This is a genomic window from Agrobacterium sp. RC10-4-1 (assembly GCF_014138475.1).
Lineage (GTDB): Bacteria > Pseudomonadota > Alphaproteobacteria > Rhizobiales > Rhizobiaceae > Agrobacterium > Agrobacterium pusense.
Genome location: NZ_JACJIT010000004.1, coordinates 257,892 through 271,697, shown reverse-complemented (window position 1 = coordinate 271,697; position 13,806 = coordinate 257,892). Strand labels below are relative to the sequence as shown.

Annotated in this window: 13 protein-coding genes and 1 tRNA gene; 5 read left to right on the top strand and 9 right to left on the bottom strand. The window is 59.1% G+C overall.

What is annotated here, in order from left to right; all coding sequences use genetic code 11:
* Positions 1-10 precede the first annotated feature (10 nt).
* The 5 genes from metG to FHW77_RS12920 all read right to left on the bottom strand — a co-directional run bounded on the left by metG (position 11) and on the right by FHW77_RS12920 (position 5,974).
* Complete coding sequence (metG, locus tag FHW77_RS12940) at positions 11-1,561, bottom strand: methionine--tRNA ligase (protein ID WP_004441762.1); 1,551 nt, start codon at positions 1,559-1,561, stop codon at positions 11-13.
* Between the two features lie 250 nt (positions 1,562-1,811).
* Entirely contained in the window at positions 1,812-2,837 is a 1,026-nt protein-coding gene (locus tag FHW77_RS12935; protein WP_004441761.1) for a DNA polymerase III subunit delta', read from the bottom strand.
* Entirely contained in the window at positions 2,830-3,504 is a 675-nt protein-coding gene (gene tmk, locus FHW77_RS12930; protein WP_004441759.1) for a dTMP kinase, read from the bottom strand. The genes FHW77_RS12935 and tmk overlap by 8 nt, the downstream gene beginning before the upstream one ends.
* Before the next feature lie 137 nt (positions 3,505-3,641).
* Positions 3,642-4,814: a D-alanyl-D-alanine carboxypeptidase family protein gene (locus tag FHW77_RS12925; protein ID WP_034496194.1), complete on the bottom strand. Its 1,173-nt coding sequence runs from the start codon at positions 4,812-4,814 to the stop codon at positions 3,642-3,644.
* A gap of 71 nt (positions 4,815-4,885) precedes the next feature.
* Positions 4,886-5,974 carry a septal ring lytic transglycosylase RlpA family protein gene (locus FHW77_RS12920; protein ID WP_034495691.1) on the bottom strand — a complete coding sequence of 363 codons (1,089 nt, stop codon included), beginning with the start codon at positions 5,972-5,974 and terminating at the stop codon, positions 4,886-4,888.
* A gap of 314 nt (positions 5,975-6,288) precedes the next feature.
* Between FHW77_RS12920 and FHW77_RS12915 the strand changes: the two genes are divergently transcribed.
* Entirely contained in the window at positions 6,289-6,627 is a 339-nt protein-coding gene (locus tag FHW77_RS12915; protein ID WP_004441749.1) for a hypothetical protein, read from the top strand.
* Between the two features lie 124 nt (positions 6,628-6,751).
* Here the strand turns inward: FHW77_RS12915 and FHW77_RS12910 are convergent.
* Positions 6,752-6,841: transfer RNA gene (locus tag FHW77_RS12910), tRNA-Ser, on the bottom strand.
* Here FHW77_RS12910 and FHW77_RS12905 point away from each other — a divergent pair.
* Positions 6,842-7,144 (top strand): hypothetical protein, encoded by a 303-nt coding sequence (locus FHW77_RS12905; RefSeq protein WP_004441748.1) that lies wholly within the window; start codon positions 6,842-6,844, stop codon positions 7,142-7,144.
* A 277-nt stretch (positions 7,145-7,421) separates the two neighbouring features.
* On the opposite strand, the gene FHW77_RS12900 is transcribed toward FHW77_RS12905, so the two are convergent.
* Positions 7,422-7,649: a hypothetical protein gene (locus FHW77_RS12900; RefSeq protein ID WP_004441747.1), complete on the bottom strand. Its 228-nt coding sequence runs from the start codon at positions 7,647-7,649 to the stop codon at positions 7,422-7,424.
* Between the two features lie 15 nt (positions 7,650-7,664).
* On the bottom strand, positions 7,665-7,928 hold the full coding sequence (locus FHW77_RS26720; protein ID WP_004441746.1) for a hypothetical protein: 264 nt from the start codon (positions 7,926-7,928) through the stop codon (positions 7,665-7,667).
* A 130-nt stretch (positions 7,929-8,058) separates the two neighbouring features.
* Here FHW77_RS26720 and FHW77_RS12895 point away from each other — a divergent pair, with 130 nt between their 5' ends.
* From FHW77_RS12895 to FHW77_RS12885, 3 genes are all read left to right on the top strand, one after another.
* Positions 8,059-8,778, top strand: coding sequence for a hypothetical protein (locus FHW77_RS12895; protein WP_004441745.1), 720 nt, complete (start codon positions 8,059-8,061; stop codon positions 8,776-8,778).
* Between the two features lie 139 nt (positions 8,779-8,917).
* Positions 8,918-10,411 (top strand): D-alanyl-D-alanine carboxypeptidase, encoded by a 1,494-nt coding sequence (locus tag FHW77_RS12890; RefSeq protein ID WP_004441744.1) that lies wholly within the window; start codon positions 8,918-8,920, stop codon positions 10,409-10,411.
* Between the two features lie 82 nt (positions 10,412-10,493).
* Entirely contained in the window at positions 10,494-10,754 is a 261-nt protein-coding gene (locus FHW77_RS12885) for a hypothetical protein (RefSeq protein WP_004441743.1), read from the top strand.
* 92 nt (positions 10,755-10,846) lie between these two features.
* Here the strand turns inward: FHW77_RS12885 and gyrA are convergent, their stop codons facing one another.
* Positions 10,847-13,639 (bottom strand): DNA gyrase subunit A, encoded by a 2,793-nt coding sequence (gene gyrA, locus FHW77_RS12880; RefSeq protein WP_004441736.1) that lies wholly within the window; start codon positions 13,637-13,639, stop codon positions 10,847-10,849.
* Positions 13,640-13,806 lie beyond the last annotated feature (167 nt).

The window sequence follows — 13,806 nt, the reverse complement described above, 5'->3', positions numbered from 1 at the left end:
GTGGTCGCCTTCACGCTTCCGGCGCGACGTAACGCGGAAAGACTGGCTTCGGAGCTTCCAGTGGTGTCCCCGGCACCAGACGACCGGCTTCGCCCAACGCCGCGAAGTCGCGCTTGTCGGCTGGCGCCGCAACGAGATCGAGCAGCTTTTCGCAGGAACCCGGCATGATGGGCTGCAGGAGAATGCCGATCTGGCGCACAACTTCCGCCGTGACGTAAAGCACGGTGCCCATCCGCTCAGGGTCGGTCTTTTTCAGCGCCCAAGGCTCCTGAGAGGCGAAATAGCGGTCGGTCTCGGAAACGACGGCAATGATGGCGGCTACCGCGCGGTGGATGAGCTGCTTGCCCATCTCCTCCCGGCAAATGGCAAGCAGACCGTCTGCAGACGCCAGCATCGCCTTGTCTTCGTCGGTGAACGGACCGGGTGTGGGGATATTGCCGTCGCAATTCTTGACGATCATCGACAGCGAACGGCTGGCGAGATTGCCGATGCCATTGGCAAGATCGGCATTGATGCGGGTGGCAATGCCCTCTTCGCTATAGCTGCCGTCCTGGCCGAAGGAGACTTCGCGCATGAAGAAATAGCGGACCTGATCAAGGCCGAAATGGTTCACCAGATTGGCGGGATCAACGACATTGCCGAGCGACTTCGACATCTTCTCGCCCTTGTTGAGCAGGAAGCCATGTGCATAAACGCGCTTCGGCAGCGGCAGCTTCGCGCTCATCAGGAAGGCTGGCCAGTAGACGGCGTGAAAACGAATGATGTCCTTGCCGATGATATGCACGTCGGCCGGCCAATACTTCGCCCGCGGACCGTTCCTGTCTTCGAGGTAACCCGTTGCGGTGATGTAGTTGGTCAGTGCATCGACCCAGACATACATCACGTGCTTCGGATCATTGGGAACCTTGATGCCCCAGTCGAAGGTGGTGCGGGAAATCGACAGGTCCTTCAGACCGGATTTCACGAAGGAGATGATTTCGTTACGGCGTTCCGCCGGACCGATGAAGTCGGGGTTTTCCTCATAGAGCTTCAGCAGCTTGTCCTGGTACTCGGAGAGCTTGAAGAAATAGCTTTCCTCCTCCACCCATTCCACCGGCGTGCCCTGCGGGCCGTAACGGACGCCATCGGCGCGCACTTCCGTCTCGTCCTCGGCGTAATAGGCCTCGTCACGAACGGAATACCAGCCGGCATAGCTATCCTTGTAGATGTCGCCGCTCTCGGCCATCAGGTTCCAGATATTGCGCGAGGTCTCGTGATGTCGTTCTTCCGTCGTGCGGATGAAATCGTCGTTCGAGGCGTTGAGCAGCTTGCCCATCTCGAGAAACTGATTGGAATTTCGCTCCGCGAGTTCTTCCGGCGAAACGCCTTCCGCACGTGCCGTCTGCTGCATCTTTTGGCCGTGTTCGTCGGTGCCCGTCAGGAAGAACACATCCATTCCGTCCAGGCGCTGAAAGCGTGCCATGGCGTCCGTTGCGATCAGTTCATAGGCATGGCCGATATGCGGCTTGCCGTTGGGATAGGAGATCGCGGTGGTGATGTAGAATGGTGTCTTGTCTGTCATGACGGTCTATCGACTTTACGCGCTGTTTTTTGGATAGACCGCTCTTAAACCATTGTTCGCAGCAGCGAAAGAAAAAGCTACCGAATTGGTACACTGATATCAATATTGCCGACTATTCGTCATCCTCGGGCTCGAGCCGAGTATCCATTAATTTCAGCGGGTTGTGGATTCCCGTGTCAATCCCGGGGGTAATGCGGCTTAGAGTGGGCCAATCCGAAAAGGCAACTTCGGTCCTCACGATTTTCCGGCCTTAGACGCCCCGGATATCCTCAAGAATGGAAATCACCATCTGTTTCTTGTCAAGATTATAGGCCTGCGCCACGGTGATGCGTTCCGAGAGCGCCGAAGAAAGCCGTGCCAGCCTTTCCGCAGCCGTGATATCGCCCGTCATGGCCGCCTCGCGCGCGCGCGCCATCAGATCTTCCGTTACATGTTCCATGAAAAAACCGAGGACGATGTCGCCATCCTTCTGGGCCAGGATCTCGGCGAGCTTGTGCATCTGTTTGCGGGCGCCTGGCCCGTCGGCATTCATGACTGCGGCAAGGGCCTCGACAATATCGGAGCCGCCGTAGTTCATCAGCTTCAGCGCCTGCGCAACGCTACCCTTGGAGGCGGCAAGCAGGGCATCGCGCTTTTCCTCCGAGAGACTTATGCCGAGATGATCGAGCGCCTGCACCATGGCCGAATCCGAAAGCGGTAGCAGCCTGAGCGGCATGCAGCGTGACCGGATTGTCGGCAGCAATTTTCCCGGTGCGTGGGAGAGCACGAGAAACATCGCCCTTTTGGGCGGCTCTTCCAGTATTTTCAGGATCGCGTTCGCGGCATTGCGGTTGAGATCGTCGGCGGGATCGATGATGACGATGCGCCAGTTGCCGGTGCCCGAGGTCTGCGAGAAAAAATGCCCTGCCCGTCGCACCTCGTCCACCGTGATGGCGGATTTCACGCGGCCGGTCTTTTCATCCACGGGCCGGGTGAGATGCAGTAGGTTATGCGAGGCGCCGGCGGTGATCTGCCGGCTGACCAGCGACTGCGGATCGGGGTCTGGCAGAAACTCCGGCGCCGACAAAGGATCGGGATGGTTCAGCACATGATTGGCGAAACGGAAAGCGAGCGTCGCCTTGCCGATGCCCTCCGGCCCTTCGATGAGAATGGCATGATGGCCTTTGCCAGAGCGATAGGACTGCGCGAGAAACGCCTCCGCCTCCTCATGGCCAAAAAGCCTCGTGTTCTGCTGCGGCGCGATTGCACCGTCGAGAACGCCCTGGACCTCACTCATGGGCCCTGCCCGCCTCGGTCCCCAGCTGTTCGAGCAAGGGCTCGACGAAGGACATGACATCCTCCGCAACTTTTTCTTCCGGCTGATCGGCATTGACGATGCGGCAGCGACGCGGCTCGGCAAGCGCGATATCGAGATAGGCTTCCCGCCGCTTCTCGTGGGTTTCGATTTCCTCTTTCTCGAAGCGATCGGGCTTCGCGCCTTCATCCGCACGCTTTCTGGCGCGGGCAAGGCCTTTTTCGGCAGCGATATCGAAAATCAGTGTCAGCTCCGGAACGACGCCATCAATCGCGATGCGCTGCAGCGTCTCGATGAAATCCGGCTCCAGATTGCCGGTCGTGCCCTGATAGACGCGGGATGAATCGAGAAACCGGTCGCAGAGCACGATCTCGCCGCGCTCCAGCGCAGGGCGAATGACCTCTTCGACGTGATCGTTGCGCGCGGCGGCGAACAGGATGGCTTCCATCCGGACGCCAAAGGGCTCCGCCGCACCGGAAAGGAGAACATGTCTTACGGCCTCCGCACCCGGCGAACCGCCGGGCTCACGCGTTACGACCACCTTGAAGCCACGATCGCGAAGCGCCTCGGCAAGCGTGCGAATCTGCGTCGATTTGCCGGCGCCTTCGCCGCCTTCGAAGCTGATGAACAATCCGGTCTTTTCGGCCAATGTCACGTCCTGCAAGGAATTCACGTCAATGTTGAAATGCCTGTTTACAGCATCGGACCGAAATGTGTGAAGCGCTTTTCAGAAAAACCGGTGCCTGAACAAAAGCATAGGAGAAATGGCGCGTGCTGAACCGCACTTCACAGCCAGAACAGCAGAAGTTCCTTCAATGCTCCTGCGGCATTCTGGGTGAGCGACCCCTTGTTCACCCGGCTCTTCGTATAGAGCGGCACTTCGCGCAATAGACGCTCGCCCGAGAATATCTTCAGCGTTCCGGCATTCGCCCCGACATCGAGCGGCGCGTTCAGCGGCCAGCGATAGACGATACGTCCGGAGAGGCGTTCCGGATTGTTGACGGGCACCAGGACGCTGATATCGTCCTTCGGAGAAAGGTCGACATAGGAGGCATCGCCGCCATACACGCTGACGGAGCCAACCACTTCATCCTTGCTGAACAGGCGGCGTTTTTCGAAGGCGGTCAGGCCCCAGTCCACCACTCTGCGCGCTTCCTCCTGCCGCGTCTTGTCGTCTGCGATGCCGGCAAGCGCCAGATAAATGCGGCGCCCTTCCCGCTCCGCCGAAACCACGGCGGCAAAACCGCTGCCTTCTGCAAAACCGAGGCCAAGACCGTCTATACCGCTTCCCGGCATCAGCAACGTGTTCTTGTTGCGCTGGAAAATCCGGTTCCATTCGAAGTCCGGCTTCGTAAACAACGAGTAGCGGTCTGGATAGGTGTCATGCAGATGCTGGGCAAGGCGCACCATGTCCCTGGCAGTCGTCTGGTTTCCGGAATCGGGAAGTCCGGTGGAATTGGCAAACGTGCTGCGGTTCATGCCAAGTTCGCCGGCCCGTGCCGTCATGCGCTTGGCAAAGGCAGCGTCCGATCCCGCCATGCCTTCGGCGATGATGATGCAGCCGTCATTGGCGTTCTGCACGATGATTCCGGTCAAAAGGTCATTGATGCCAACGGAGGATTTCAGGGCGGCGAACATGGTTGACGTTCGCGATGGGGCCCCGCCCGTGCGCCAGGCATATTCCGAAACGGGATAGACCGTTTCCGACGCCAGCTGTCCTTTCGACAGCGCATCCAGCACCACCTCCACCGTCATCAGCTTGGCAAGTGATGCGGGCGGAAAGGACTGATCCTCATTTTGGGCAAGAAGCACCGTACCGGTTTCGGCATCGATCATATAGGCCTGCTCGGCCTTGGCGATGAAGGGCGCTGTCTGCGATTGCGCCGCGCCTGCGCTCAAAAATGCAAAAGCGGCCGCCGCGACGGCCGACAGATAGGAGCGATGAAAGGTCTTGCGCATGAAACCGCCCAGTGCTGTCTGCCACAACCGGCCGCCCGCCATGAGAACGGTGTGCCGGTGTCCTTAATCCGTCAGCGTGACTTCGCCTGCTGACGCTTCACATGGGCGAGGATCGACTCTTCGCTCAAGCCGTCACGATTGACGAGCACGGTGTCGAACACCTTTGCGGTTTTGGATACGGCGGCGGATTCTTCGGAATAGGCCGCTGCATATTTGGAAGACGGCGTGGGCACACGCAGATAATTGCCGCCTGGAGCTGCTGGTTCCCGCAGGAAGTTACCTTCGGGGCGCTCCGCCAGGATCGGGCCGATTTCCGGCAGGATCGCGAATTGTTCGAATGCGGGCTGTACACCGTTGACGAGTGGCATGGCCTGAAGCGCCGCGTTCTTCTTGGAACCGACGAGCGCGGTCTGAGCCGAGCCGGCATAATTCGGGTTCGATGTCGGCGCCGGCACGAAATTCGGCGAGGCCGAAGCAACCATCACGCCGGTTGCGATCTGCCCTTCAGGCACAACGCCCGGCGAACGCGAACCCTTCGGAATATAGGAAGCCATCAGGTAAGGCATGTCATGGCCGTCGAGCGGCGCACGGCCCGCATATTGAACCCGTACATTGGCCGTCCCCGTCGCCTTCATGTCCAGAAGATCTGCCGTCTTGCTGGAAACGTCGATCAGACGGCCCTCGTGGAACGGACCACGGTCGTTGACACGGACGAGCACCGACGCGCCATTATCCATATTGGTGATGCGCGCGTAGCTCGGCAGCGGAAATGTCGGATGTGCGGCAGAAAGATGTTCCTTGTCGTAAACCTCGCCATTGGCCGTGAGGCGTCCATGGAAGGCAGAGCCATACCAGGAAGCAAGGCCAACCTTGTTGTAGCCCGGCTCTTCTTTCGGGAAGTAACGGCGGCCCTTAACGGTATAAGCGTTACCCAGCAGCTCGCGTCCGCCACCCTTCGGGATGTTCTTTCCATCGGCAACGCGCGGGCTGGCCTTCACGCCATATTCGGATTCGGAGAAATATTCCTTGCTGCGCTTGGGCTTAGGCTTTGTCTCGGAGGTGGTGGAACACGACGCCGTTGCAGCGCAAAGCACGGAAATTGCAAGCCACTTCACGCCCGACCTGGCGCTGATGCCTGTTTTCTTGACCGTAGAATTCAAATCGTCTGCCCCACGCTGCTATTGGCTCGGAGAACCGCACCCTCACTTGCCTCGATATTGCCCCTGCCATCGAAGCACCTAACAGTCGCTTAATCTTGTGCATAACGTGGCGAAAATGCGAACGACTTTTGCAAATTCGATAAAATTGTAACGAACGTGGTTAATGATTTCTATCTTTTCAGCGCGCCCGCCACGGCGGAATCCGCCCGCCGTCAGTCCTCCTCTGGCAGCCTCGCAAGGAACAAAGCAGCGGTAACCGCGTTTTCTCCGCGCAAACAAACGAGCTTCCGCCGGTTTCGGCTGAGGGAGGAAACATGATAAATTTTATGAAAACCACAGGTCTGGCGATTGGCATCGCCCTGGTATCCTTCGCCGCACCTATGCCAGCCGGCGCTCAGGATATGGAGCTCAGAATCGGCCCGGATGGCGTCCGTCCCGTCATCCGCGACCGTGATCGGGACATGGACCGCCGGGGTCCTCCACGCATGCGTGGCTGCAGCGAACGCGAAGCCCGCGCCGCGGCCCGTGAAGCAGGCCTTCGTGATCCCGAAGTCGTGCGCGTCACGCCGGGCCGCGTTGTTGTCGAAGGCTTCACGCGCCGGGGACCCGACCGGATCACCTTCGCAAATGAACGAGGCTGTCCGGAAATCTGATCCACGACCGCTGCCTGGAACCCGCCGAAAGGCGGGTTTCTTATTCGTACGGAATTTTCGCGATGCCCAAACGCTGCGGGAACATGCCTCGTCGCGACATTATTAGGAATGATGTTGCGCTTGATGGCAGATGGGGTGGGATTCGAACCCACGGTACGCTCTCACGCACGCCGGTTTTCAAGACCGGTTCCTTAAACCACTCGGACACCCATCCATGGTGGTGAGGCTTTATAGCGGTTTGAAAAAGGGCGTCAATCCCGCTCCGACGAGCATCGTCGTCCTTCTCTCACAGTTGGCGGATCATTGCCCCGGGGTCGCTGCGGGCGGCAGCAGGGAGCCGTCACTTGAAGGTATCGAAGGGACCTGCTGCGCTGTATCGAACAGCGTGAGGCTCAAAACGATTGCAACAAGCACCAACAAAAGCGCCACAAAGAGGATTCCGGATTTATCCATGCGTCTGCTCATGTCACGTTACGTTAAAGGAGAATATGTGCAATTCGAGGCAAGCAAAGAATAAAGCGAAAGCCTGTCAAGTTGTCTTACAGATCCGTCAAATTCATCGTTCAAAAATCTGCGGATTAAGTGAAATTTGTGCATTGGCGTACTGTTTGGGACGGAAGTGGCCTATCGCGTCCGCATCATTGTCTCTTATATCCCACTCATCGCTCCCGGGCATTGCCCAACTTTCCCCGAGCGATCAACCTGCCCCGCCTCTTTGCGGGGCTTTTTTCTTTTATGGTCATGACATGATGTGCGGCCGGAGGATGGGCGACCCTTTACGGCGGGCGTCTCACTCAAACGCCGATGCTGGGCCCGCCATGGCCGTGCCGGCCTTCCCCCCGGAGAAGGTCCTCGAAGAGGTTCAGGAGCGCCGGCGGTAAGGTATCGGACAACTCGGCGATGATTTCGTTGGCGCGGTTATAAGAATAGATCGCGCAGAGCGTGAGCACCAGCAGAACGATCCAGGGCCAGATTGGTTTGCGCCTTTGCGGCGCTCCGTTGGGCTGTTGCGGTAAAGTCATGCCGGCACCTTCCGTTCAGGCCTTGACGCGCGGCTCGCCTCCCGGCGCATAGGCGGTTTTCTGCAGGAAGCGGAATATGTTGCCGCATTGGGCGCAGCGGATCATGAAGTCGGTTGGGTCGCCCGACGGGCGTTCTGCGCGAAATCCCCGAGGCATTTCGTCAATGCGGAAATCGACGTCCCGGCGGGTTTTGTCATCCGACTCGGACGCCTCGGCAAAACCCTGATGGCCACATTTGGAACATTCGAGTTTCCGGGAATATCTGTCACGCGCTGCCATATGCCGTCCTTTGCTTGCGCTTATCAGGTAGCAGCGGCAAAACATCATTTCAATGGCGATCGCCGCGGGTTAAAGCTTTGCCTGTTATTTCCGCGCCGAAACCCGGCGGACAGAACGAGTTTGAAAGCTCATGCATAGCGACACAGGCTTCCTTTCCTCTTCTCTCATAAGACGCGTCATCGTCATATGCGGAGCCCTTGCCGCCCTTCTCACTGCGCTCAATTTCGGCATGAAATGGTATGGCGACAGAATTATTCAGGCGGGACACACCACGTCGACCGACGAAGTGGAGATCACCATCGGCAACGACCGGCTGAAACTCGCAAAAAACACCCTTCGGAATCCGTCTGATCGTGACAGTGGTGCACATGAGCGCGCCGACCTCTACCTCACCTGGCCCGACCTTGCGGGGTATCGAGATTCGAATCGTGCCCTTTTCGACGATCCGAAAAATGCAGTCGGGCTGATTTTCGTTCAGCTGTCGCAAAGCACCATGTCGCAGGACATGTCAGGACGTTTCGAGCCGATTTATACCAGACTTATAGAAGGTGAGCCGACGCCCCTGAAGCACGGTCTGCTGCTCCATCGGCTGCGCGCTGATTCCGGTTATGGCAAGGAAGTCATATTGACCGGCCGACGCGACGGCGAAAGCGTCTATGTGGTGCGCTGCCTGCTGCCGCAGACGCCTCAGGAAACAACGGGTAGCGATTGTCAGAGAGATATCCACGTCGGCCAGGACCTGAGCCTGTTCTACCGATTCTCGGCCAACCTGCTGCCGCAATGGCAGGCGCTAGACGCGGCCGTGACACGCTATGTCGAGAAACGCCTCGTAAAAGACGAAAACCCGTGACACGGCACGAGACAGATCGCGTGTGAAAAGTCGCATTTTATGGAAGGCGGATACCTTTCATAAACCACTTGGTAACGCCATCCCGATAAAGTTTCCACCCGGAGCATTCGGGCGGGGCGTGTCCGAGCGGAACATAAATATGCGATTGAAGAGTTCAGCAGTGTTGAAAAGTCTATCTTGGGCACATTCGCGCAAAGCGGGTACAGGGTCTTTTGTAAGGTTTGTGGCGGTGACACTTGCGGCGGCGTTCATAACCGCAACATCCGTCCAGACCGCAAAGGCCGATCCGAAATATGCGGGCATCGTCATCGATGCGAAGACCGGCAAGGTGCTTTACGGCGAGGATCCCGACGGGCTGCGTTACCCGGCTTCGCTCACAAAGATGATGACGCTTTATCTGACGTTCGAAGCCCTCAGTGCCGGACGTATCTCTCTTGATTCCAAGGTGCCGGTTTCGGCGAATGCAGCCAAGGAGCCGCCGTCCAAACTCGGTGTGCGCGCTGGCGGCAGCATTACGGTCGAGCAGGCGATCCTTGCTCTCGTTACCCGGTCGGCCAACGACATGGCGACGGCGCTCGGTGAATATCTCGGCGGCTCAGAAGACCGTTTCGCCAGAATGATGACCGCAAAGGCCCGTGCGCTGGGCATGACGCGCACGACCTACCGCAATGCCAACGGGTTGCCCAATACAGCCCAGATGACCACGGCGCGCGACCAAGCCCGCCTCGGCATCGCGCTTCGCCAGCATTTTCCGCAATATTACGGTTACTTCTCCACCCGCACTTTTAATTTCGGCAAGCAGGTAATCGGCAATCACAATCGCCTCGTCGGAACCGTGAAGGGCGTCGACGGTATCAAGACGGGTTACACGCGTGCAGCCGGCAGCAATCTTGCCACCTCCGCGCAGCTCGACGGGCGCTCCATTGTCGCCGTCGTTCTCGGCGGTCGCTCCAGCGCCGCCCGTGACGCCACCATGCGCAAACTGGTTGCAACCTATCTGCCGCAGGCGTCGCGTGGCGGCAACAGCAACCTGATTGCACAGACGCGTTCCGCCCCGGTCGAAGAGCCGGTCGCTGTGGCCGCCGCCGTTCCCTCTGTCGCCGTCGCCGCCACGGATGCCGGCCTGCCCAATGCCGGACCCGTTCCGCAGACGCGTTACGAGGAAGCGCCGGTTACCGCCTTTGCTGGCTCCTCTTCCAATGCAGCCGTCAAGGCAATGGAAGCGGCTACCTGGCAGAAGGGTAAAGACCCCATCCGTCAAGCGCCCTCCGCGCCCGATCGCAAGCTGATAACCAATTCCACCAAGGTCGATAATATCGTCACGGCTTCCACCTCGGCTTCCGCAGCCTCCGTACCTTCCGTTGCGGCAAGGTCTGACGCGCCGCAGGGCGGCTGGGTCATCCAGATTGGCGCATCGCCGGACGAAAATTCCGCGCGCGGCCTGCTGCAGAGCGCCCAGGAAAAAGGTGGTGCGGCGCTGCGTTCAGCCAAGCCCTTCACAGTGGCCTACAGCAAGGATGGCTCCCAGATATACCGCGCCCGTTTCGGCGGCTTCGATGGCCAGAACGCCGCGGTGAATGCATGCAATGCATTGAAAAAGAAAGGCGTCAGCTGCTGGGCATCCCTTCAGTGAAGACGTTCCCGCAGGCGGTGCTCTCTGTTTCGAACATCGCCTGTCTCCTCGAATTGTGTAATGAGTAGCGAGGCTTTCCAAGATGGCAGTCAACGAGAATTATTCGGACATTGCGTCTGGCAACGGGCATGGCAGCCTGTCGGTTCTGCATCCCATTCATGAGGCGGCGATGCGTATCGCCGATCTCGGTCTCAACCGTTCCAAGGCAAAAACGCGTGATCTCGTGGCGTTGCTGCTCTCGCACGGCGCCCGTGCCTGGCGCGCCAACCAGCCGGAAGCCAGCATTCACCTGCACGTCGCCCGTCGGTCGGGGCGCTCACCGGTTCATATACGTATTCGCTAACAGACCGCACCAGACGGAAACCCAAAGAAAAACCCCGCGGCGCACAGGCACCGCGGGGTTTTTGTTGATCCTGATGTGAAAAACGAGGCGGCTTACGCCTCGCTTTCCGGTGCCTCCGGCGTGGTCGGCAGATTGTCATCCGCCTCCTCGCCATTGCCATTTTCAGCCTCGTCGTCGCCTTCAGGCTCGTTGATGCGCTCCACGGAAACCACCTTCTCATCCTTCGCGGTCGAGAAGATTGTCACACCCTTGGTCGCGCGGCTGGCGATGCGGATGCCGTTCACAGGCACACGGATGAGCTGTCCGCCATCGGAAACCAGCATGATCTGGTCGCCTTCTTCCACCGGGAAGGCCGCAACAAGTTCACCGATCTCCGACGTCTTCGCGGTATCGGTGGCGCGGATGCCCTTGCCGCCGCGGCCTGAAGTGCGGAAATCGTAAGACGATGAACGCTTGCCGAAGCCCTTCACGGAAACCGTCAGCACGAATTCTTCGCGCGCCTTCAGTTCCTGGTAGCGCTCCTCACTGAGTTCGCCCTCTTCCGTTACTTCCTCACCGACGAGCGCGATATCGTCCTCATCCACGCCTGCGGCACGCCGTTCGGCAGCCGAGCGCTTGAGGTAAGCCGCACGCTCCCACGGCTCCGCTTCCACATGGCCCACAATGGTCATGGAGATGATGCGGTCGCCTTCGGCCAGGTTGATGCCGCGCACGCCGACGGAATTGCGGCCGGCAAAGACGCGTACATCGTCCACGGGGAAGCGGATGCACTGGCCGAGCGCGGTCGTCAGCAGCACATCGTCGCGGTCCGTACAGGTTTCGACGGAGAGGATTTCATCGCCCTCCTCGTCCAGCTTCATGGCGATCTTGCCGTTGCGGTTGACCTGTACGAAATCGCCGAGCTTGTTGCGGCGAACCGTGCCGCGCGTCGTCGAGAACATCACGTCAAGCGTTTCCCAGGTCGTTTCGTCCTCGGGCAACGGCATGATGGTGGTGATGCGCTCGCCGGGTTCCAGCGGCAGCATGTTGATAAGGGCCTTGCCCTTGGACTGCGGCGTGCCGATCGGCAGACGCCAGACCTTTTCCTTGTAGACGATGCCACGCGAGGAGAAGAACAGGACCGGCGTGTGGGTGTTGGCGACGAACAGACGGTTGACGAAATCCTCATCGCGCGTTGCCATGCCGGAGCGACCCTTGCCGCCGCGACGCTGTGCACGATACGTCGTCAGCGGCACGCGCTTGATGTAACCGAGATGCGAAACGGTCACGACCATGTCTTCGCGGGCGATGAGGTCTTCATCGTCCATATCGGGACCGCCCTCGACGATCTCGGAGCGACGCGGCGTGCCGAATTCGTCGCGGACGGCGGAAAGCTCGTCCTTGACGATCTGCATGATGCGCAGGCGCGATGACAGGATTTCCAGATATTCGCTGATCTCAGCGCCGATCTTGTTCAGCTCGTCGCCAATTTCATCGCGGCCGAGCGCTGTAAGACGTGCGAGGCGCAATTCGAGAATGGCGCGCGCCTGTTCCTCGGAAAGGTTGTAAGTCCCGTCTTCGTTGATGCGGTGGCGCGGATCATCGATAAGGCGGATCAGGCTTTCCACATCCTGTGCAGGCCAGCGACGCGTCATCAGTTCTTCTCGGGCCGAAGCCGGATCGGGAGCATGCCGGATGACGCGGATGACCTCATCGATATTTGCGACGGAAATCGCCAGACCGACCAACACATGCGCCCGCTCGCGCGCCTTGCGCAGCAGATACTTCGTGCGACGGCTGACGACATCTTCGCGGAAGGACACGAATGCACGCAACATGTCGAGCAGCGTCATCTGCTCGGGCTTGCCGCCGTTCAGCGCCACCATGTTGCAGCCAAACGAGGTCTGCAGCGGTGTGTAGCGGTAAAGCTGGTTCAGGATGACGTCTGCATTGGCGTCGCGCTTCAATTCGATGACGACGCGATAACCCTGGCGGTCGGATTCGTCGCGCAGGTCGGAAATGCCCTCGATGCGCTTTTCCTTTACCAACTCAGCCATTTTTTCGATCATCGACGCCTTGTTCACCTGATAGGGAACTTCGGTGATGATGATCTGCTCGCGGTCGCCACGCATCGGCTCGATTGTCGCGCGGCCACGCATGATGACCGATCCGCGGCCCGTTTCGTAAGCCGAGCGGATGCCGGAACGGCCCATGATCAGCGCACCGGTCGGGAAATCAGGGCCCGGAATGATCTGCATCAGTTCCGGCAGCTCGATCGCCGGATTGTCGATCAGGGCGATACAGCCATCGATAACCTCTGACAGGTTATGCGGCGGGATGTTCGTGGCCATGCCGACCGCGATGCCGCCTGCCCCGTTGACCAGCAGGTTCGGGAACTTGGCCGGAATGACGACCGGCTCCTGCAAGGTGCCGTCATAGTTGTCACGGAAATCGACCGTTTCCTTGTCGAGATCGTCAAGCAGCGAATGCGCGGCCTTATCCAGACGGCATTCGGTATAACGTTCAGCGGCCGGCGGATCACCGTCGATGGAGCCGAAGTTGCCCTGGCCGTCGATCAGCGGCAGGCGGAGCGACCAGTCCTGCGCCATACGCGCCAGCGCGTCATAGATTGCCGAGTTGCCGTGCGGATGGAATTTACCCATCACGTCCCCGGTTACGCGGGCGCATTTGACGTATTTCTTGTTCCAGTCGATGCCGAGTTCGGACATGCCGTACAGAATACGGCGATGAACCGGCTTCAGGCCGTCTCGCACATCGGGAAGCGCGCGGGACACGATAACGCTCATGGCGTAATCGAGATACGACCGCTGCATTTCCTCCATGATGGAAATCGGTTCAATGCCTGGCGGAAGCTTTCCGCCGCCGGGGGGGCTCTGGTCAGTCAAAACGGATCACATTCTCTGTTAAGAATCGGATGGATTTTTATAGCGGAAACAGCCACGTTAAGCCAATTTCCCGGCGAGTTTTGAACAGGCTTTTGCGTCATTTGCAAGACGAACGCCGCTTTTCACGATTTAGCCGCCCAAATGCGTGGCGCTCTCTTTCAAAGTGC